Consider the following 20,596-nt stretch of genomic DNA (forward strand, 5'->3'; position numbering starts at 1 on the left):
AGCGTGCCCGGATGTGCAGCTGCGTAATAGGCGCAAATGCCGCCGCCGAAGCTGGCACCTAGCAGATGCACCGGCACGGCAGGGGCAAGCTCCTGGGCATATGCCACCGCAGCGCGGATGTCGTTGAGCACGCCCGAGATCGTCAGGTCCTCTTGACGGCCTTCGCTCTCCCCGTGGCCGCGGAGGTCGAACCGCAAAGACGCAATACCCCCAGCCGACATCCCCTCGGCCAGACGCGAGAAGTAGCCACCTTCGTCCCGCGTGACGCCGCCACCGTGCACCAACACGGCCACCGCCTCAGGACGCCTCATCGGCGCCACGAACGTGCCAGCCAGCCGAAGTCCGTCAAGGCTTCGAAAGCCAACGGCTTTCATGGCAACTGTCGAGGAGCTCTCACCGAGCACGTCGTGCCCTCCAAACGGCGTGAATCGTGACGGAAAGCCTAGCGACTGAATTCGGCCGTGAACACCGGGCACGAATGGGCGATCGAGGCCGGCACGTTGAACAGCCAGGAGGCTGCCGTCCTGGAGAGGCAAGGCTGGGCGGACCCTGCCCATGTGCGCGGGTTCCCTCAATCGGTTCCTTCGGTGGCTGGCGCCACGCAGACGGTGCTGTGGTGCTGACGGCGAGGGTCGGTGCCGGCAGTCGCCATGTTGGCCTGGGATCCGGTCGACCGGTATTTGTATGACCGGTCCGGTCTGCCTGTACCTACGGGCCTAGGCTGAACTGGTGAAATGGGCTGTAGTTCGCTCGTGAAGTTTTTTGAGGTGATCCGTCGGGACCACCGGCGAGGCGTCTCGATTCGTGCTCTCGCCAGCGGTATGGGGTTGATCGGCGCCGGCCAGCAATACCGAATTAGGCTAGACCGCGAGAGCATCATCTCGCTCTACCGCGCCGCTGCTGCAGCCGACGGATGGCACGCGGACGGAGAGAACTCGACCCCGGTCCCCTCGGCCGGCCTAGTCATCTCGGCCGCCGTTGCCTGCTTCCACAAAGAGATCGACGGTGTCGGCGGCACTACGGCGTATCTGAGCGTGAACTTCCCCAGCGACCTCACCCTGCCCGGCATGATCGAGGAGCCGAACGACCTCTACGGCATCGAGCTAACCGTCTCTCATGCCGGCGACGCAGGGTGCTGACGGTCGACTTCAGTTTCGGTGTTCTCGGTCGGCCGCGCCCCACGTAGCTAACACGCCGTAGCTGATCGGGGACTCTGCTGGAAGGCCGGCTGGGGGCGAAATCAAGCCCTCACACCATCGTTCGTCTCGACCACGGTGGCCACCGCAGGCCGTCCGGAGGGGCCACCACAAGCCGCCAGAGTTACGCCTAGGTGTATCGCGTCCAGATGGCCGTGGTGTCCTCGTTGAGCAGCGATCGGAGCCTGAGCGCGAGTTGGGTGGCGAGTGCCGGGCGGCCGGGGAAGGTATCGATGACGCTGGTGACGACTTGAACTTCGCGGAGGCGGCGCAGGGTTGGCCAGCCGGTCCAGGTGAGCAGGTCGAAGCCGTATGCGGCGGCGAACGTGTCGTAGTCGGCTCGCGGGCGGCCGAAGCGGGTGGTGCCGTGTGCGGTGGGGAGGAGGTCCCATTCGCGTGGGCCGTTGCAGAGGCCGTCGGGGTCGCAGATCAGTGCGGTCGGATCGGGACTTGGTCGGCGTGGGTGCTGGCGTAGGAGAAGGTTGCCGGTGTGTGCGTCGCCGTGGGTGGGGCCTGGGGGTAGGTGCCAGTCGATGTTCGCTAGCTCGGTGTGGAGGTCATCGCACCACCCGTAGAGGATGTCGATGAGTCGGGTGGCGGGCATGCTGAGTTCGGTTCGGGCCCATTGGTCGATCTCGGCTGCGACGTGACCGGTGTGTGCTGCCGCGTTGCTGATCCGCCGCCGGAATTTGTTGATTGGATCCCAGGTGGGCAGGGGAATGCCGAGGTCGTTGATGGCGTGTAGCGCCCGCAGTGGGACGGCTAGGTCGATGGGCAGGGGGTCGGCGTCGACGGTGGGCACGTATTTCCAGACGGTGGCGACCCAATTGCCGGTGCAGATCGGTTTGTCGGTGAGGTCGGTGGCCGGTTCGATCAGTGGCACGCCCTTGCGGGTGAGGGTGAGTACTGCGGCGGTGGTGGTCTGGGCGAGTCGGCGGGCGTGTTCACCGTGGTTGAGGCGCACGACGTAGCTGCCGATGCGGTAGACGGCGTTCATCGTGTACTTGATCAGGACCGCGTTGTCGGCGGGGAGTCCGGCGACGGCGCAGACTTCGGTGAGGTGCTGGTGGAGGTCGGCGGCGACCCGGGTGGACAGGGTGGTCGACATCAGCGTGGTGCGTTGATTCGCTGGCCGAACGCGGCGATTTCGGGTTCGTCGTGGTGCGGGCTGACCAGGGCCCAGAGCGCGTCAAGCCGGTCGGTGACGCGTGCTGATGTCATGCCATTCTCCGCGAGGTCGACGGCGGTGGTGGCGTGCCGGCCGCCGGCGGCAAGGTCACCGGTGAGGATACTCGCGGCGGCAAGGGATATCTGGTCGAAGATCCTGGACCGTTGGTCGTGAGGCTGGCGTAGGGCAACAGCGTGGTGGGCGTGCTCGAGGGCGGTGTCGGCGTGGTGGTGGTGATGGGGGTGGCGGGCGAGTTCGGTGTGGATGACGGCGGAGATGCCGTGCAGATCGGCGGGGTCGAGGGCGAACTGGGTCCAGGTGGGCGCGCTTCGCGGGTCGGCTTGGGCGAGTTCGTCGCGGGCCCGGACGAGATGGTCGGAGACTTGTGTTTCCTGGCCGAGTAGGGCGTAGGCCCAGGCGGTGTTGGTGTGCAGGATGGCGACGCTGGGGTGGCAGCCGGACTGCTGGGCGACGAGTTGACCGAGGCCGAACAGGTGCAGGGCTTCCTGGGCGCGGCCTTGGTGGAGGCTGACGCGGCCGAGCCGGTAGTAGCCGTTGGCCAGCAGCGGGAGCGCGCCTGCGGTGCGGGCGTAGACGAGGCTTTGGGTGAGGTGCCGGCGCGCGGTGTGGTGGTCGTCGAGGTCGTGGGCGAGCCAGCCGACAAGGTTGTGCAGGTCCGCCAACGCAGTGTGCAGGCGGAGCCCGAGGGTTTCGGTGAGCCCGTCGGCATCGAGCAGCCGGGTGGCCCACGCGGCGTACGCGCGCGCGGAGGCGAGGCAGGCGCCGCCGCCGGCGACGGCGTCGCGGCGCCGGTGCACGGTGGTGATCACTTCGACGGTGTCGACTTCCGCAGCGGTGACGACGGCGGGTGCCGATGTGCGCGGCATGGTCGGTAACAGGCGGTGCACGGCGGCCGGGATGGCGCCGACCGCGATCCCGGCGACGGCGGCGAGCAACTCGTGGGTGTCGACGGGAGCTGCCCTGGTAGTTGGCGGGGCAATTTCTGGGCCGTGGGCTTCGGCGTGGCTGAGTCCCATCAGGTGCCGGGGGATGCCGAGTCCCGTGGCGATGCGTTCCAGGACGCGATACTCGGTGGCGATTCGTTTGCGGTGCGCGATCTCGCTGACCCGGCTGGCGGTCAGGTCGACCGCAGCGCCGATCTTCGCCCAGGACATCCCAATGCTTTTGAGGTAGCCGAAGACAGCGGCAAGGTCATGGCGGGCGAGTCGGTCTCGCAGTGGCACACCGTCATGTTCCACGTAGGCCCAGGCGACCTGGATCCGCGTCGCGCGGGGCGGTGCAGCGTGCATCCGTACACCTCGCCGCGTCGTTCGCTTCACCGTCTCCGTTGCACACGGTAGCGCTCATATCGCTCGTTGTCTGCACCCGTGGCGTTGACCTGGGCGGTGGAGCCGTCTCACCGTGAGCGGCCCTGGGTGGGTCATCACGGTGGCCTAGAAGCTGCTACTCCGAGCACGCGACGGTGAGCGGTGTGCAGTCATTGCCCGTCTCAGCGAGACCGAGACGGCAGGGAGCGCGCCGGCACAGGCAGGGCCGTGCTCCGCCGGGCCTCGGCCGCGTCGGTTGCTACTGAAGGAGGTGATCATCGTCATGACGACCCGGACCACCGTTGCCCGCTTGTCGACCAGCGTCTCGCAGGCCGACATGCCGGCTGACGCGCTGCACTTGAGCCCGGGGCACCAGGACCGCGCAGCTGCCGCTGATCACGCGGACTGGCTTCGAGTTCCGGCACGTTGTGACCAGCCGGGTCGGCAGCCTGAAGGCCGCACCGCAGCCGAAGCTGTCCTGGAGACCGCCATGTCTGCGGCAGCCCCCGTCCTGCCCGCGGATGCTTGCCGGCGTCCTGCTGTGGGCATCACTTCCCGGACAAGGCAGCTGTTGATGGGTGCCATCCGCGCCTACACCGCGGCGTGCCTGCCGCGGCTGATCGGCGAGGGGGCACGCGTTCGTGGCTCATGGCCGGCGGCTTTGCTGCTCGATTTTGGGCAGCTCGTCAGCGATGAATTGGTAGAGGCTACCGGGGGCGCGGCAAACCAGAACTGGGATGGCCGGCATTCGGCTACGGCTATGGCTGTACAGGCCGAGGACCGCGACATTGTCGAGTCGGTAGAACGAGTACAGCCGATCGCCGGGTCGGTAGAGGATCTCAACGTCGGCCCCGTCCGGTCGGCGCAGGAGTTCGTAGTCGGTGCGGGTGGCTTCGATCCGCCGTCGCATCTCGTCGCGGGTGATGTTGAACCGGTCGGCGAGCAGGTCGAGGGTCGTTTCGTCGGCTGGGTCGGGCAGGAAGACGCGGATCCGGCTTTCGGGGCGGGCGGCGAGGTCGTGCAGATGACGGGCGTGGAGGTTACGCCAGGTCTGTCCGTAGGCCACGAAGATGTCGAGCTGGCGGGCGCCGGCGAAGAGTTCCTGCCATTCCAGCTCGTTGAGATAGTTGGTGCCGACGCGCAGCAGGCCGGCGTCCCGGATGTCAGCGGCCAGCTTGGCGCCGAGCTCACGTTCATGGCGGGTCGCGAGCTCGGCTTCGGCTCGCAGGCGGGCGATGTCCTCTCGTGCCGCTGTCCGCAGTTCGGCGGCCTCTTTCTGGGCAGCGGCTCGGATCGCGAGGGCTTCGTCGAGGATGCTTTGCGCGGACCTCTGTGCGGTGTCCGGCCGGTCGGCGGGTTTGTTCGCCTGCCGGGCGGTTGGTTGTGCGACGAGCTGCGACCACGCGGCGAGCCAACGCGTGTCGTTCTGCGGGTCGACGCCGCAGGCTCGCAGGAAGGTTATGAGAATGTGTTTGCGCGGTAGGCGGCGCCCGGCGAAGACGTCGGCCATGGTGCTGCGCGGCATGGGTGTGCCGTGGCGGTTTCCCCATTGCTCGAGGTCTCGATAGGAGATTTCCGCCTGGGCGCGAAGTTTGCTCATGCAGGCGGCGAGTTCGGCGATCGACCCGGCGGTGGTCGGATCGACGCCCGCGTCGGCGGCCGCAGTGCGTGGGTGTTCTGGGCGTCCGGTGATGTCCGGAAGTGTACCGGGCTCGGGCGTCCTCGCCGGATCGCCGGAGTGGGCCTGAGCAGCGATGTTGTAGGTAGCCCTGGCGGGAACGTCCGACGGACTTGCCGGACACCGGCGGGGTCGTTTCCCATGTCAACCAGCAGCGTACTGGTCAGCCCCTGCTGGTGGATCTCGTCCGCCAACAGCCGCGGCCGATCGGACGCACGGAGGAAGGTGAGGTGGTCATGGTCGCGGGTGACGCGGGTCGAGCACGGCCGGATGACTCGCTGCCGTCGCCACAGCCGTCGGGGGCCACGAAGAGCGGGATGCCGCAGCGCACGCTGGGGCGCACGAAGATCAGAGTGTCCGGGCTGGGCGCCGGGTGCTGGCCGCTGGGTGGCCCGGACGAGAACCTGGGCATGCCGATGGGCTGGGCCGAGATCGACGACGCCACCGCGCTGGCTGCTCTCGAGCGGGCGTTCCAGCGCGGAGTGACCTTGTTCGACACCGCTGACGTGTACGGGCACGGCCGCTCCGAGCGGCGTCTGGCTGGCTTGGTCGCACAGGTTCCCCGCCACGATGTGGTGCTGACCTCGAAGGTCGGCTATTTCTGCGGGACGGCGGCGCACGGCTACGAGCCGCGCCACATGCGGCATCAGTTGGAACAGAGCCTGCTGAACCTGGGCGTCGACTTCCTGGACATCTATTTCCTGCACCATCAGGATTTCGGGCCGGATGATCGTTACCTGCCGGGCGCTATCGCGGCTATGCGTGACTTCCAGGCGGAGGGTCTGGTGCGGGCGGTCGGGATGCGCGGCCCGCACCGGTTCGCGTTGGACCGGCTCACCACTGAGCCGCATCTGCGGGGCGACAAGATCGCTCGCTTTCGCGGGTTGTTCCACGAGGTGAAGCCGGACGTCCTGGCGGTGCGGGACAACCTGTTGACACCGGCCGACCGGTCGGCCGGCATCTTCGCTCTCGCCGATGCGCACCAATGCGGCGTTCTGATCAACAAGCCGCTGGGACAGGGCCTGCTGACGGGAAGCTACCGACCTGGTCGGCAGCGGCTCTTCGGACGAGGCGACCACCGCGGCCGTAAGCGCTGGTTCGGGCCGCAGGCTGCCGCGGTCATCGGCGCGGGAATCGACGAGCTGCGTGAGGTGGCGGGACCGGACACGGCGGACCTGGTCCGGATCGCGCTGTGGTCCTGTCTCAGCCGGTCCGCGCACTCCGCGGTCCTTGTCGGTTTCACCAGCGTCGAGCAGGCCGACATGGACTTCGGTTGCCTGCGCGAACCCCCGGACCCGGCGACGATCGACGCGGCCAGGCAAATCATGTCGCGCGTCCAGGCGACGCTGGATGCCAGCGGCGAGGTCTTCGCCGACGAACTCGCGCGCACCGAGGCAGCGCCGTGATCGGCGCCGAGGCGATGACGCCGGAGCCGCCATGTCAAGAGCCGGATGCGCGGCGGCCGGCGCTGGGAGTCCTGACGTGGAACGTCCAGCACGCCAGCGCGGCGCGCGGCGCACGCCAGGCCGACTGGATCTCGGAACGCTCCGACACCGATGTCGTCGTCTTGACGGAAGTGGCGGCCGGAGCGTCCGGGCAGAACATGGCGGAGGCGCTCGTCGCCCGGGGATACCGCGTCCATCTGACCGACAGCGGCGGCAAGGACTACCGGATTCTGCTCGCCACCCGCCTCGGAGATCTACAGGTGACGTCCCTCGACGCTACCTACCTCCCGCACCGGGCTGCGGGCGTGATCGTCTCCCATCCGGCAGGACGGCAGTTCGGCTTCGTCGGCCTGTACGTCCCATCACGAGGGCCGCGTGCCCGCCGCAACGTCGACAAGCGGGCATTCCAGACCGCTGTCACCGCGCTGCTGCCACGCCTGGAGGCCGCGTTCCCGCCCGACGTCCCGGTGATCGTCGCCGGCGATCTCAACGTGGTGGAACCCGGACACCGGCCTCATCACGCGGTGTTCGGCCGCTGGGAGTACGAGTTCTACCGCGGCTTCGCCGATGCCGGCTTCACCGACGTCTATCGCCTGCACCACCCCGAGCGGACCGAGCATTCCTGGATCGGGCGTTCCGGAGCGGGCTACCGCTTCGACCACATGTTCTGCACAACTGTCCAGGACCTAACCGTGTCCGGCTGTCGCTATGTGCACCACCCGCGCAGCTTGGGCCTGTCCGATCACTCCGCCCTGTCCGCCGATCTCGTCTGGGCGGCGCCGACCGCCTGACACGCCCGCAAGTAACGCCTCGACGGCACCGCCGAGTCGGTCCCGCCGTGCCCCCACACGCCCATCCAATATTACAGAGAGTGACGGTTTCCAGAGTTTGTGGTTGCTGTTGTTCTCCAGGCCCCGGGAGGTGCCCGCATGCTGGCCACCGCCACTGCGACCGACCACGGCAGACTGCTGCAGGCGATCACGCATACGACAGGTCTGCACCCGACAATGGAGGAGACGACGCGGCTGGACCGGTTGCCTCTGACCGACGTGCCCGCCTTGACGGCGGCTCTCGCCTCGCTGCTGCCCGGCCGGTTCGCCGTTACCGGAACGCTCGACCGCCGCCTGTTGATCGCTGAGAACCCGGCCGGCGGCGGCTGGACCGTCGCGGATCTGTCCGGACAACCGCACGCCACCCGACAGTGGCCAGCATGGACAACCGACCGCATTGCCGTGCAGCGGCCGCAGCATTGGTTGTCGTCGGCCACGGTGACCAGCGATGCTGTCACCCGGCTTTTGCGGCCGCGGTTGCTGCTGGTGGCGCTTTATCACCCTGAGTGGTTTCCTCTGCCGAGGTTCCCGCTGGCGATCTCCGACGTTGCCCGTGCGGCGCGCGCCAGTCTGCTCGGCCAGGTCCGTCTCATGGACATGCAGCTCGGCGACAGCCTCGCCGACATCCGGGCCGCGGTGCACGGTTGGCAGCCCGACATCGTCGGCGTCTCCGCGACGTTCGGCCAGCATGACCTGATGACCGAGCTGATCGACCACCTGTACGACTTGCCGACACCGCCGCTGGTCGTCGCCGGTGGTAGCCTGACCGCCCGCAATGAAGCGCTGCTGCTGGATCGGTACCCGCAGCTGCTGGTCGCCCGCGGTGCCGGGGAACCGACGATCGCCGACGTGCTCGCTCACTACCACGACGACCTGCGTCTGCCGGAGATCCGCGGCATCGGTTATCGCGGCGCGCCGCGCGGCGGCGGGATGGTGATCGGTCGGCAACGCACGGCCGGGGTCGCCAACCGGGCGCAGACCGACTTCCTGCCCGAGCTCGACCTGCTCGACGCGACCTTGGAGAAGCGCGGTGTCGCCCAGCTGGAGGCATCCCGCGGGTGTACGAATTTCTGCTCGTTTTGCCCACGCGGGCACAAAGGAACCTGGGCCGGCGGCAGCCCGAACCGGCTCGGCTGGATTCTGCAGGAGATCGGTGCGGTGTTCGACCGCCACCCCGCGCTCTCCCGCACGCTGTACCTGGTCGACGAGGAAGTCGTCGGCGCCGGCCCAGACGCCGTCGCCCGCGTGCAGGAGCTCGCCGAGACGATCCACGCGGCCGGGTTCCGCTGGGAATCCTCCTGCCGGGTCGACCAGGTCGCCGACCCGAGCCACGACCGGACATGGCATGCCGAACGGGCCGGCATGTGGCGTCACCTCGTCGCCCACGGGTTGCGCCGGATGCTGTTCGGCGTCGAGTCGGGCGTCACCTCGATCCTCGAGCGGTTCAACAAGAAAACCACCGCCGAACAGAACGCCCTGGCCATCCGCACACTGTCGGCGCTGGGCGTGCCCACCCGATTCACGTACATCACCTTCGACCAGCTGATGAACGCCGGCGAGCTTGCCGCCACACACAGCTTCCAGGCCCGCACCGACCTGCTGCTGCACCCGTTGCCGCAGCTGAGCATCGACGACATCGTCGACGGCGTCCGCGACGAGGCGTTCGTCGCCGAGCACAGCACGGGTCGCCCGTTCTACACCGCGATCTCCTACATGCTGGTGTCGATGGAGTGCCTGACCGGCGCCGCCTACACCCGCAGGGTGCAGACCGCCGGACTGGCCGGCCCGGCGCGGCCCGCCCTCGGACGCATCGACGCCCGATTCGCCGACTGGCGCATCGGCGTCTGCTCCCGCAACGCCCAGTTGTGGATCGACCGACACTTCGCGCTCGACTACACCCTCAAGAGCCTGGAAAAGATCCTCGACGGGGCCCCGCGCCACCACGTACGGCACGCCCGCGTCGTTCTGAAGGACGCCGCCTTCGCCCTACTGACCGCCATGCTCGGCCTCATCGACGCCAGCACCCTCGGCGACGCCCCCGACCAGTTCGAACACCGGCTGCGCGCGGTCATGGACGAGCAGGCCGCTGAACTGGACGACCGCATGACCGCCACGGTCGAAGCACTGCTTGACCACTTGCCGCCGGACTCCGCCGCGGTCCTGCGGCACGAGCTGCACCGCTGGCAGCACACCGAGGGCTGGCGGCTCATCAACGCCGCCGACCCGTGCGGAACCTGAAACCAGCACGCCGAGAACCGAACGCGGGAGGCACGAATGCCCGGAAAGTTCATCGCTCTGGAAGGCCCGGACGGCGTCGGCAAGTCGACGCTCGCCGCACGGCTGGGTGACCTCGACTACACCGCTGCTGTGGCCCGCCTCGACGGCGCCGGCCACGGACAGCGGCTGGTGTTCGTCAGACGCCGACAGATCTCGGCGACCTCCGACTACTCCGCACGCATCATGAGTCAGCTGTCGACCGTGCTCTGGCACAGCGGGGACGCCCGAGACCTGCCGGACGCGTTCTGGGTCGCCGCGCAGGCCGCCTGGTTCACCGCCCACGCCACCACCGTCATACAGCCGCTGCTGGCGGCCGGCTACGACGTGATCGTCGACGGCTGGACCCACAAGTTCTTCTCCAAGCTGCTGCTACAGGGATACACCGACAACGAGTTGCAGACGATCTTCGGCCGGATCCGCATGCCCGACGCGGTTCTGCTGCTGACCGCCGACATCGGCGCGCTCTACGACCGCCGCCAAGCCCGCTTCCGACCTGCCGAACTCGGCATGCACGCCGGCTACGCCGAACTCGGCCGCGACACCTTCATCCACTACCAGCAGCAAGGCCTCGACAACCTGCTCACCTTCGCCGCCCGCCACGGCTGGCGCACCCTCGCGCTCGACGCCAGCTCCACCGTCGACGACTGCGTCACTGCCATCAACCCGATCCTCACCGAGCTCCGCGCCAGTCCCCGGCGACCGGCCGCCAGCCGATCCTGACTGTTCCAAGGAGGCAATACCGTGTCCATCCTCGCCGCCCACGGCGGGCCGCCCACCGTCGACGTGCCCGGCCCGCATTACCAATGGCCCACCGTCGACGCCGACCTCGAACGGGCCGTCATCGACCAGACCCGGCGCTCCCTGTCCGACCGCGACGCCTCCGGGGTGATCGGGGAATTCGAGCAGGCGTTCGCCGCGTTCGTCGGCGCAACGTACGCGGTGTCGTTCGCCACCGGCACCGCCGCCATCCACGCCATGAGCCGCGTCGCCGGGCTACGCCCCGGCGACGCCGTCATCGCACCTGCGTACACGTTCCTGGCGACCGCCACACCGTTCGCGTTCGAGGGAATCCAGGTGTGCTTCGCCGACGCCGACGAATACGGCAACGTCACCGCCGACACCCTCGCCGCGCAACTGCACCCGAACGTCCGCGCCGTCATCGTCACGCACATTTGGGGCAACCCGTGCAACATGACCAGCATCGCCGCGTTCTGCCGAGAACACGACCTGCTGCTTCTCGAAGACTGCTCCCACGCCCACTTCGCGGCCTGGGACAGGCAGCACGTCGGCAGCCTCGCCGACATGGCCGTGTACTCCACCAACCAGAAAGCGATCACTACCGGTGAAGGCGGCGTCCTCACCATGAACGATCACCGATACCGCGACCTCGCCCTGTTGTTCGGCCACTACAACAAACGCTGCCAAACCGAGATCGACCCAGACGCCGACTACTACCCGTTCGCGTACACCGGCATGGGCCTCAAGCACCGCATGCATCCACTCGCCGCCGCCATCGGGCTCCACCAACTCCAGCGCGCCGGCCAGATCGAACAACGCCGCCGGCAGATCCTCGACCGCCTCACGACCGGCCTCGCCGGCAACCCCGTCATCACCACCGCCGTCGTACCCACCGACCGCGGCCGCCACGGCCTCTACGTGATCGGCCTGCAGTTCAACGCCGCCAACGCCACGGTCGCCCGCAACGAGTTCGTCAAGCTCTGCCTGGCCGAAGGAGCGATCGAGGTCGACGTACCCGGTTCCACCCACGACATCAGCGCCGAACCCCTATTCGCCCGCACTGATCCCCACGCACCGTACCGCCGCGTCACGACGACCCCTGCGAACCCGGACCTGCCCGGCGTGCGACGGTTCCAGGACTCGTTCATCAAGATTCCGATATGGGGGTATCCCGGCGACGACCCGCTTGTCGACGGCTACCTCGCCACGCTGATCAAGGTCAGCGCCGCCGTCGCGGCATGATCATGGCAACGTCAACCCCGATGCAGCTACCCCGGTTCCCCATCCGCCGCGAGCTCGACGGTGACTTCACCCTCGCCGGTCTCGCCACCGTCGCCGGCACCCCCGCCGACCCGGCACCGGCGTTCCCGCCCCTCGACATCGCCGCCGCAGCCTACGAACACCAGGTGTGGCGCCTTGAGCTACCCGTTGACGACGGTCGGTTGCTGGACCGGACACGGCCCGCACCGGCAACGCAGACCATCGGCGAACCGGGCGAATCCGATCTGGCGTTACTGCACGCCGTCGAGGTCTGCGGACTCTGGCGCCCACCGGTGTCGCGCCGGCTGCGCAGCCTGGACCCGTCCCGGGCCCGGGTGTGGCTCGCCATCGCCGACCGGTGGACCCTCCTGTCATCGGCGTGCGGGGACCTGCGATTCCTCAACGCCGCCTGCAAACTCTTCGGCGCCGTCTGGGCATGCTCACCGACCGCGGCCGGCGACGGCTGGCCGTCGGTCGCCAGGCTGTTCGCCGGAACCGCGCACCGGATCAGCGACGCCACGCAACACCTCACGGACCGGCTGAACAAGTTCCCGCCGCCCGCGTCGACGGCGGCACCCGCACCCGCCTGGCCGACACCGGCCACAACGCCGGCCGCCGCGCCGTCCATCGTCGTGCTGGCGGGTGCCGGATCCGGCGGAGCACAACAGTTCCTCGCCGACCTGCCGACCCCGTCACCGGTCGCCGCCGTCTGTTGGTACGAGGCCCCCACCGACGCCATCCCGCAGGAATCGGCCTACGTCAGTGCCTGGTATCCGCCCGAGGCGCCTGCGGCCGCGCCGCCGCGCCGTTCCGGCGCGGCGATCTCCGGCCTAAGTCAGCACACGGCCTATCGCTGGGACGACGTCGCCACGGTGCTCGACTGCCACCGCGCCGACCTGGTCGTGCTGATCGGCATGCCGATCGTTCCTGCCACAGTGCTGCGCAAGGCCCGGCTCGGCGTCGTCAACGCCCATAACGGTGTCCTGCCGCAGTACCGCGGGATGGATGCCGTCGGCTGGGCCGTGCTGAACAACCACCCCGTCAAATGCACGCTGCACCTTGCCGCGACCGCCGTCGACCAGGGTGACGTCCTCGCCACTCAGACGGTCCCGTACGGGCCTGCCACCACCCTGCGTGGCCGCGTCAAACAAGCCCAGCTGCACCTGCTGCGCGCCGTCACGCTGCACGTCGCCGCCACCGGGCAGCTTCCGCCAGGAACCCCGCAAGGGCCAGGGCGCCAGTACTACCGCCTGCACCCCCATCTGAAGCGTGTTCTCGACACCTGCAGCGCCACCCTTTTCGAAAGGAACTGACCATGGCTGACATCGCCGTGCCACACCCCACCTTCCGTAACCTGGACGCCGTCAACTGGGACGACACCACCTCTATCCTCCCCGCCGCCGAAGCGATCTTCGACGCCGTCGGCGGCAACTCCGGCCTGCTCGACGTCCTGCTGGAGAACCTCGGCACGGACATGCACCTGCGGCCGATGTGCGAGGGCTACGACTTCATGGACAAACTCGTCCTCTACGACAGCCCCGATCACCAGATCCGGCTGCGCGTGCACCTGTACCGGCCCGGCTACTTCGACCGGCCGCACAACCACCGGTGGCCCTTCGCCAGCCGAATCCTGCGCGGCAGCTATCTGCACCGCGTCTACGGCCGCGACGACCAGTTCACCGAGGACACCGACCCGGACCAGCTGACACCCATCCTCGAGCGAGTCGAACACGTCGGCTCCACCTATGCCCTACACCACACCAGCGTCCACACCGTGCAGGCCAAAGCCGACAGCATCTCTCTGCTGCTGCGCGGCCCCGCTGCCAAGGACCGTTTCCTCATCCTCGACAAAGCGCAAGGATCGTTCTGGGTGTACGGCGCCGCCCAAGAGACTCCGCAGACCCGCGCCAGCAAACAGATGAGCCCCGACCACCTCGACCGTACGATCGCCCGGGTCCGGGCACTCACCACCGCGAACACCACGGCCACGGAGGGCTAATGAGCGACGACGCCATGCAGGGCATGCTCTTCGCCGGCTTCGGCATCCAACCCGCGGTTGACGACCGCGTCGCCGACACCGAGCTGCGCCTATGCACCCTCAACATCAACAGCCCCAGCCCGGCCCGAGCCCGGCGCCTCGTCGACTGGCTCGCCGACACCAAGTGCAACGCCCTCGTGCTGACCGAGGTCCAGGCCGGCCCTGCCTGCGACCTGATCCGCACCACCCTCGACGCCCACGGCTACCGCCTGCAGACAACACCCGGCTGGCGTGACCAGCGATTCCACACCATCGTCGCCGCCAAAGGCTTCCGCCTCGACGCCGTACAACCTTCCGGATTCGATCCCCGGATCACCGCCGTCGACCTCAACTCGGTCGGCGGCACCATCCGACTCGTCGGCGTCTACGCACCCACCAACGGTATGACACCAGACAGCAGCCACCGTCGTCGCCACTTCCAACAGCAGTTCACTGCCTACCTCGCCGACATCCTGCACCCGCAACTCTGCGTCACCGGAGATCTCAACGTTGTCGAGCCCGACCATCAGCCACACTTGCCCAACTTCGAAGACCACGACTACGACTTCTACCGCGGGCTGATCGACCTCGGCCTGCACGACGCCTACCGCAACTGCCACGCTCACGGCACAGACCACAGCTGGATCAGCTCGCGCTACGGCTCTCAGCGCCTCGACCACGTCCTCATCGCCGACACCAGCGCGGTGACCTCATGCGCCTACGATCACGCACCACGCTTGCAGGAACTCACCGACCACTCCGCCCTGCAACTGGTCGTCAAGCTCACCGGCTAACAGGGACGTCGCCAAGCCGTCCAGCCGTCGCGGGTGTCAGCGCACACCCCGATCAGCCGCGAGGAGACACACACATTGGCGACCATCGGTTGCTTCAGCTACCTCGCCAGCGTCCACACGCTGTATGTCGAGACCTACCCGCGTCTCAACTACGGCGTCGAGGTCATCGACACCGACCAGTTCATCGCCGGCGACGGCCCGCTCGTCGCCGGACTTCTCAGTGCGCTTGGACACGACGTCACGCTCGCCAGCAACAACGTGGCCGACGACCCCGCTGGCATGCACGTACACAAGCGGCTTCACCGATGGGGAGTCCACCGCACCACGGGACGACGGCTACCCGACCACACACCGGTCAACATCGTCGTCTGCGATGCGGCCGGCAGCCGCACCTGGTTCTCCGGGCTGCGCGGAATCATCGGGGCCCTGGACGGCGCGGCGCTCGACCCCACCGCGATCACGTACGTCGACTGTTACGAGGTCCTTGGCGAAGCACCGCGACCCGTCATCGCGGCAGCCCTCGACCGAGGCTCGGAACTGGTCCTCAATCTCGGCGGCTCACCACCGCCGCCGTGGCTTGCCAGCACCCTTGCCGGCCGCAAGGCGGCCGTGCTCCAAACAAACGCCGACGAAAACGACGAAGCCGACGCGAACCGGTTGCTTACCACGCTGCACGCAATGCAGTTCGCAGAACTGACCGTGGTCACCGCAGGCCGGCGCGGAGCGGTCTCCGCGAGCGCCGACGCCGGCGTCATTTACACACCTGCCAAAGCCGTAGCGGTCCGCCAAGTGCAAGGCGCCGGTGCGGCCTTCTCGGCGGCACTGATCCATAGCCGCACCCGCGGCGACGATCTCGTCAAAAGCCTCGACTACGCCTGTGCCGGTGGCAGCCTCTGGTGTACCCGATCACTCGACGGCCCGCTACCACGCGACAACGAGATCATCGCGCTGATGCGCTCGTGACCAGTGCAGCGCTCAACTTGTCCACGAATCGTGCCATGTGCGGATCGAAATGAGCCGCCGCCCAGTCGACCGGCTCATCCAGTCCGAACCAGGCGGTGCCCCGGAACTCGCCCGGATCAGGCGTCATCGCCTGGGCGCGGTCACCCCGCAACACGAACCAGAAGGTCACATCGGTATGGCTATGCTGCCCGCGGGTCTGCGTCACCGACAGGAAGAACGGCCGGTGACCAAATCTTTCATGGAACCCGACGTCGATACCGAGCTCCTCACGCGCCTCACGTACGACCGTGTCCCGCGGATCCTCTCCGTCGTCGACATGTCCGCCCGGCAACAACCAGCAACCGGCTTTTACATGATCCACCAGCATCAGCGCGCGGTTTGCCTCATCGAACAAGGCAAAGTACACGGCCAGGTGCTGCGGCGGTGTCATGGGTGGAAGGGTCCGAAACAGCGGCGCGCCGGACCTCACCCAGGCCAGAATGTCAGCCTGGTCCCGCCGCTCTTGTTCATCGAGCGGCGGCACTCGGGAGACGAGATCCTCGACGATCTTGCGGGGCCCATCATCGCGCGCCATCGAACCTCCAGTGCCAAGTACGGCTCCAGCCAAGACGAGGCGACGCTACCGTTTGCGTCGCCGACGAGCGAGAGACCACCGCCGCGTGTCACCCCAATTCGTCGACGACGGTACGGGCTTCACTCATCGGTGCAGTGGGGGAGAGCCGACGTGAAGGATTCCGCGCTCGCCATGGTCTGGCGTCAGCGGTGACGGGCCAACCGTGCGGCACCGCAAGGGTTGAGGCGCTGACCGATCTGATGCGGTCGCAGCCTTGGATCATGCGTGTCCTTGAGGTGGTGCGGGAAGCGGATATCCCTGACGCCTGGGTGGGTGCCGGAGTCCTGCGTGACCTCGTCTGGGATCAGGTTTACGGATGGGGTTTCGTGCCCGGCCGAGTCCGTGATGTGGACATCGCCTACTTCGACCTCGGTGACCTGAGCGCCGGCAACGATGACTCGGTCACCGGGGACTTGTACCGACGCTGGCCCGAGGTGCCGTGGGAGGCCAAGAACCAGGCCGCCGTGCACACCTGGTATCCCGACCGGTTCGGCGGAGGCCCGGTCCCTGCGTTGACATCGATTCACGATGCCGTGCGCACGTGGCCGGAAACCGCCACCGCCGTCGCCGCGCGACTCAGACCCCATGACGCCATCGAGATTTGTGCCCCGTTCGGTGTCGACGACCTGCTCGACGGCGTCTGGCGACGTAATCCTCGCAGGGTTTCTGCTGCCCAGTCGCTGGCCAGACTCGCCCGCCAGCAGCCCCAGCGGCGTTGGCCCAGCGTCTCCGTGATAGCTCCAGAAACGGACCTGGCGTAATGAATCCAACCCCGGCGTCACTCGCCGTCGTCATCGCACGAACTGCCATCATCGGCCGGAAGCGGACAAGATGCCCGCCGGAACGCCGGACTGTGCAGGAACCACATGACGCTGCACGACGCACGGGCGCCGGCGATACGAATGGCACGTCCGCTGATCTGGCGGTGGCAAGACGTCGCCGCGATGCTCGGCCACCAACCTGCTCGCCGGCATCGATCGAAGTTGCATCGAGAAGCGTCCCAGCAGATGGAGGTGCTAGTGGGATACGGCTGGGTCCTTCGCACAGGCGATACATTGCCCGCCTCGGCGACGGATCGGGCGTGCCGTGTCGCGGCCGGGCTCCTGCGGCCGGTATGGCTGTTGTATGACCGGCCGACGCCTGCATCGGGACACATCACCTTGGACTTCGGGCACGCACGGAGCACGCGACGGGACACGCAGGTGAGCGCCGCGCCGAGCAAGACACCGGTGGAAGGCCAGGTTCGGCACCAGGTTGGCTCGGCCGCCGTGGCGGTGCAGCCTGAGTTACGTGCCACGAATTGGGAGGTGGGGATCAGTCGCCGGGCAGAGACCGTCGTGTTCGGCGTGTTCGCCGAGCTATCCACGCTGGTACACGAGGTGATCGTACTCAGCTGGTGGGCTGATCGGCTGCGTACGTTGGTGGCGTTGGTGGCGTTGGTGGCGTTGGCGACGGTGGCCGGGTCGATGTCGACGTTCGGGCTGCTATCGACGCAGCGTCTGCTGGTGCAGTGGTTCTCCGATGGCCCGACACCCGATCGGGTGAAGGCGGCTTTGGAAGGCCAGGGCAGTCACGCCGAGCTGATCGCGACCGGCGGCCGATTCGCAACGCCGTACGCGTTGCAGGCTGCCGGGTACCAGTCCCGAGAGTCCTCGCGGCAGCAAGCCGCCGGTAACGGAGGTGAACCGGTATGAGCCGCGACACGCAACCGCCACCAGCACCGCGGCGACCGATGGGTGTTGCAGCCCAGGCTGATGCGTTCATCGCGACGGTCGCCGCCCGCGACAGCTGGTTAGCTGAGGCCACCGCGGTCCTGCGCGCGGATCGCCGCGTGCGGGGCACAGTTCTCGTTGGTTCGCTCGGGCGGGGCGAGGCGGACGCGTTCAGCGATGTCGACCTGATCGTGGCAGTGACGGTACCGATCCCGCAGGATCTGCTCGCGGATCCGTTCACCGGCCTGGAGCTGCCGGGCTCCGTGCTGTACCGGCGGTCGAAACCACGGAACGCGCCCGGTGGGGGCGCTTACCTGGCGGTGTGCCTCGATCTGGGTGGGCTGCCGGTGCTGGTGGACCTGTATGTGTGGCCGGTCACGACGGTGGCGGTGCCGGCCGGCGGCCGGGTGCTGTTCGAGCACGACCGTCTGCCCCACTCGACCCTGGACCTGCTGGACCTGCTCACCCGCTGCCCGGCGACCGACGGCACCGGCTCGGACCCCCAGGACCCTGCCACGATGCTCATGTGGGTCCAACTGGCCGGCAAATACCACGCGCGCGGCGACCAGCCACGCCGGGCCGCGATCTGCCGCCAGCTGCGAATCCCTGATATCGACCGCGTCGACGAGCTCCGGCAGCTGCAGCGCACGCGCCTGCCGATGCTGAGTCCGGCTCCGCAGCAGGCGGTCGCCGCGGTTGACCGGCTGTTGGACGTCATATCCGCACTCACGAAAGAGGTCACCGTGTCCACCAGTCTGGTCCCGGAACCGATGACGGCAGAGGATGCCCGGCAGCAACTGGTCGATCATCTAAGCGGTAAGGGCTGGATCACTCGGCCGGGGACGGCGGCAGCGTTCGCCGCGGTGCCGCGGCATCTGTTCGCCCCTGCCGGCACCAGCCTTGAGGCGGCGTATGCCGACGCCGTGGTGGTGACGAAACGCGGCTTGGACGGCAAGACGACCAGCTCGATCAGCGCGCCGTGGTTTTCCCTGTCAACTACGATCGTGTTGTAAAACTTCCGGCCCGCAGCCTGTGTCCCTACTCTGAGTTGCTCACCGTAACAATTGATAGTGGGGACGGCCTGCCCTCACTTTGGTTTCTCATCGACAACCCCAGAGGAACCTGCACTTCTGCGGAGGGGGACAGATCCGTGCAGCCGATGTCGATGTCGATGTCGGTGATGTGGTCGAGGTCGTCCGGTCCTTCTAGACGTGCTGCCTCTGCAGGTTGGGTGCGACGAACCGCGGCTTACGTTGCATCGTCGCTATTGTGCAAAACTCGAACACGATGATCCGATATGACTACGTGACGTGTTCAGACGAGAGGTCTGAGGGTTCTGTCTGCTGTTGGTGGAGCGACATTTCTGCCCATGTCACTCTGCCGAGGCTCAGGCGGTGTATGCCTCGGGTGAAGGGGAGAGCTGCCGCAGCCGGGGCGGCGTTTCTCCCGGCTAGGTTCAGGACACAGGGCCCATGCCGGGTGCCGCGGTCAAGCACTTCGATCAGGATGGTGTCGTCGCGTCGGCTGATGATCAGCTCGCCACCCTCGGGGTTGTGGGTGAGGGTGTCGTTGATTAGTTCCATGATCACTCGCTGGACTTCCTCGATGAGCGGCGTGGCCAGCCAGGTCTCGGTGAATGTCTGAGCTGATTCGCGGACTTTGGCGTCATCGGCGCGGCTCGAGAACGACATCCAGAGCGAGTTCATTCTGTCGTTCTCCTTGTGTCGGTCGCGGTGACAGCTCTTCTTTCGCTCTGCTGTCCGCGCGAGACGTTGGCAGGCGGACGGGCCGCCACCGTTGATGTTCTGCTGCCGCGTGCACGGGGAGGTGTGTAGGCGAGGCCGGGAAGGACGCCGGTGAGTTGCAGCACGCGCAGTACAGTTCCGCTGGCACCGGTGATGTCGTAACGCTTGGACAGGCCGAGGGCAGCTCGGCGGCCGTCGAGCAGTGCGGTGACCCCGGTGCAGTCGAGAAACGTCGCTGCTGACAGATCCACGAGTAGCTCATTGACCGTCTTAGCGGCCAGTGTGGTGGTCAGGGCCAGACGGAGGCGGTCCGCTACGGCGAGGTCGATGTCGCCGGTGAGGCGCATCAGGAGCCGGCTCCTGGCCGGGTTCATGCTGGTGATCGAGATGTGCACCGGTCTCAACTCCCGGGTGTCCCGTGGTCGATGCGCGGGCGGCGGAAGGCTGTCGTGCGGTGGTGAACACGTTTGCTCGCGCGGTAGGTCATGAGCCGCGATGGCGGTGACAGCGGGTGCAGTACCGGGCGTGTGGCACTTCGCGCAGGCGGCCGAGGGGAATCGGCCGCTGGCATTGTTCGCAGCGTCCGTAGGTTCCTTCGGTCATACGGCGCAGTGCCTGTGCGGTGTCGGCGATCGCCTGCCGGGCTGAGGTGGTCAGGATGTCGAGTGTGTTTGGGTCGTAGCCGGCGTGGCCGGGAAGCCGTCCGTAGATCGTCAGTTCGGTGAGCCGGCGGGTTTGGAGGACGAATTGTTCCTCCAGCATGGTGCGTAGCAGCTCCAGGGGCTGGTCCGGCGCGGTTTCGGTGTGGTGCGGTGCGATGATCATTGGTGTC

General features: G+C 67.6%; 21 protein-coding genes. 13 read left to right on the forward strand and 8 right to left on the reverse strand.

The annotated features are described in order from the left end of the window. Nucleotides 1–293, reverse strand: a 293-nt coding sequence (locus tag Ari01nite_RS42830; RefSeq protein WP_203789617.1) for an alpha/beta hydrolase, incomplete at its 3' end; no start/stop codon positions are given. 459 nt (nt 294–752) lie between these two features. On the opposite strand from Ari01nite_RS42830, the gene Ari01nite_RS42835 reads away from it, so the two are divergent. After that, entirely contained in the window at nt 753–1,139 is a 387-nt protein-coding gene (locus tag Ari01nite_RS42835) for a hypothetical protein (RefSeq protein WP_203789619.1), read from the forward strand. 187 nt (nt 1,140–1,326) lie between these two features. On the opposite strand, the gene Ari01nite_RS42840 is transcribed toward Ari01nite_RS42835, so the two are convergent. From Ari01nite_RS42840 to Ari01nite_RS42850, 3 genes are all read right to left on the reverse strand, one after another. Further along, the gene (locus tag Ari01nite_RS42840; RefSeq protein ID WP_203789621.1) at nt 1,327–2,304 is read right to left on the reverse strand and encodes a phosphotransferase; all 978 of its coding nucleotides are present in this window, start codon (nt 2,302–2,304) and stop codon (nt 1,327–1,329) included. Next, a complete protein-coding gene (locus Ari01nite_RS42845) occupies nt 2,304–3,674 on the reverse strand; it encodes an NsdA family TPR-like regulatory protein (RefSeq protein ID WP_498371180.1) in 1,371 nt (456 codons plus the stop codon). The genes Ari01nite_RS42840 and Ari01nite_RS42845 overlap by 1 nt, the downstream gene beginning before the upstream one ends. A 664-nt stretch (nt 3,675–4,338) precedes the next feature. Beyond that, on the reverse strand, nt 4,339–5,292 hold the full coding sequence (locus tag Ari01nite_RS42850; RefSeq protein ID WP_203789625.1) for an ATP synthase subunit B family protein: 954 nt from the start codon (nt 5,290–5,292) through the stop codon (nt 4,339–4,341). A gap of 191 nt (nt 5,293–5,483) precedes the next feature. Between Ari01nite_RS42850 and Ari01nite_RS42855 the strand changes: the two genes are divergently transcribed. The 9 genes from Ari01nite_RS42855 to Ari01nite_RS42895 all read left to right on the forward strand — a co-directional run bounded on the left by Ari01nite_RS42855 (nt 5,484) and on the right by Ari01nite_RS42895 (nt 15,694). Continuing rightward, complete coding sequence (locus Ari01nite_RS42855; RefSeq protein ID WP_203789627.1) at nt 5,484–6,776, forward strand: aldo/keto reductase; 1,293 nt, start codon at nt 5,484–5,486, stop codon at nt 6,774–6,776. Then, entirely contained in the window at nt 6,773–7,606 is an 834-nt protein-coding gene (locus Ari01nite_RS42860) for an endonuclease/exonuclease/phosphatase family protein (protein ID WP_203789629.1), read from the forward strand. Before Ari01nite_RS42855 ends, Ari01nite_RS42860 begins: the two co-directional genes overlap by 4 nt. A 138-nt stretch (nt 7,607–7,744) precedes the next feature. Then, nucleotides 7,745–9,883 (forward strand): B12-binding domain-containing radical SAM protein, encoded by a 2,139-nt coding sequence (locus Ari01nite_RS42865; RefSeq protein ID WP_203789631.1) that lies wholly within the window; start codon nt 7,745–7,747, stop codon nt 9,881–9,883. A 36-nt stretch (nt 9,884–9,919) separates the two neighbouring features. Continuing rightward, nucleotides 9,920–10,642 carry a dTMP kinase gene (locus Ari01nite_RS42870; RefSeq protein ID WP_203789633.1) on the forward strand — a complete coding sequence of 241 codons (723 nt, stop codon included), beginning with the start codon at nt 9,920–9,922 and terminating at the stop codon, nt 10,640–10,642. Between the two features lie 21 nt (nt 10,643–10,663). After that, complete coding sequence (locus Ari01nite_RS42875; protein ID WP_203789635.1) at nt 10,664–11,902, forward strand: DegT/DnrJ/EryC1/StrS family aminotransferase; 1,239 nt, start codon at nt 10,664–10,666, stop codon at nt 11,900–11,902. 20 nt (nt 11,903–11,922) lie between these two features. Beyond that, on the forward strand, nt 11,923–13,233 hold the full coding sequence (locus tag Ari01nite_RS42880; protein ID WP_203789637.1) for a formyltransferase family protein: 1,311 nt from the start codon (nt 11,923–11,925) through the stop codon (nt 13,231–13,233). A 2-nt stretch (nt 13,234–13,235) separates the two neighbouring features. Then, nucleotides 13,236–13,919, forward strand: coding sequence for a hypothetical protein (locus Ari01nite_RS42885; RefSeq protein WP_203789639.1), 684 nt, complete (start codon nt 13,236–13,238; stop codon nt 13,917–13,919). Further along, complete coding sequence (locus Ari01nite_RS42890; protein WP_203789641.1) at nt 13,919–14,731, forward strand: hypothetical protein; 813 nt, start codon at nt 13,919–13,921, stop codon at nt 14,729–14,731. The genes Ari01nite_RS42885 and Ari01nite_RS42890 overlap by 1 nt, the downstream gene beginning before the upstream one ends. 75 nt (nt 14,732–14,806) lie before the next feature. Beyond that, the gene (locus Ari01nite_RS42895) at nt 14,807–15,694 is read left to right on the forward strand and encodes a carbohydrate kinase family protein (protein ID WP_203789643.1); all 888 of its coding nucleotides are present in this window, start codon (nt 14,807–14,809) and stop codon (nt 15,692–15,694) included. Here the strand turns inward: Ari01nite_RS42895 and Ari01nite_RS42900 are convergent. Beyond that, on the reverse strand, nt 15,672–16,268 hold the full coding sequence (locus Ari01nite_RS42900; protein WP_203789645.1) for an NUDIX hydrolase: 597 nt from the start codon (nt 16,266–16,268) through the stop codon (nt 15,672–15,674). The genes Ari01nite_RS42895 and Ari01nite_RS42900 overlap by 23 nt on opposite strands. Nucleotides 16,269–16,528: 260 nt before the next feature. On the opposite strand from Ari01nite_RS42900, the gene Ari01nite_RS42905 reads away from it, so the two are divergent. From Ari01nite_RS42905 to Ari01nite_RS42915, 3 genes are all read left to right on the forward strand, one after another. Beyond that, a complete protein-coding gene (locus Ari01nite_RS42905) occupies nt 16,529–17,068 on the forward strand; it encodes a nucleotidyltransferase family protein (RefSeq protein WP_239163495.1) in 540 nt (179 codons plus the stop codon). A gap of 105 nt (nt 17,069–17,173) precedes the next feature. After that, the gene (locus Ari01nite_RS42910) at nt 17,174–18,001 is read left to right on the forward strand and encodes a hypothetical protein (protein WP_203789647.1); all 828 of its coding nucleotides are present in this window, start codon (nt 17,174–17,176) and stop codon (nt 17,999–18,001) included. Next, on the forward strand, nt 17,998–19,032 hold the full coding sequence (locus Ari01nite_RS42915; protein ID WP_203789649.1) for a nucleotidyltransferase domain-containing protein: 1,035 nt from the start codon (nt 17,998–18,000) through the stop codon (nt 19,030–19,032). Before Ari01nite_RS42910 ends, Ari01nite_RS42915 begins: the two co-directional genes overlap by 4 nt. A gap of 288 nt (nt 19,033–19,320) precedes the next feature. Here Ari01nite_RS42915 and Ari01nite_RS42920 read toward each other — a convergent pair whose 3' ends face one another. From Ari01nite_RS42920 to Ari01nite_RS42930, 3 genes are all read right to left on the reverse strand, one after another. Continuing rightward, nucleotides 19,321–19,725, reverse strand: a complete 405-nt coding sequence (locus tag Ari01nite_RS42920; protein ID WP_203789651.1) for a hypothetical protein — start codon at nt 19,723–19,725, stop codon at nt 19,321–19,323. After that, a complete protein-coding gene (locus tag Ari01nite_RS42925; RefSeq protein WP_203789653.1) occupies nt 19,722–20,159 on the reverse strand; it encodes an STAS domain-containing protein in 438 nt (145 codons plus the stop codon). Before Ari01nite_RS42925 ends, Ari01nite_RS42920 begins: the two co-directional genes overlap by 4 nt. An 88-nt stretch (nt 20,160–20,247) precedes the next feature. Then, nucleotides 20,248–20,589, reverse strand: a complete 342-nt coding sequence (locus Ari01nite_RS42930) for a TraR/DksA family transcriptional regulator (RefSeq protein WP_203789655.1) — start codon at nt 20,587–20,589, stop codon at nt 20,248–20,250. Between the last annotated feature and the right edge of the window lie 7 nt (nt 20,590–20,596).

This window comes from Paractinoplanes rishiriensis, assembly GCF_016862375.1.
Classification (GTDB): Bacteria; Actinomycetota; Actinomycetes; order Mycobacteriales; family Micromonosporaceae; genus Actinoplanes; species Actinoplanes rishiriensis.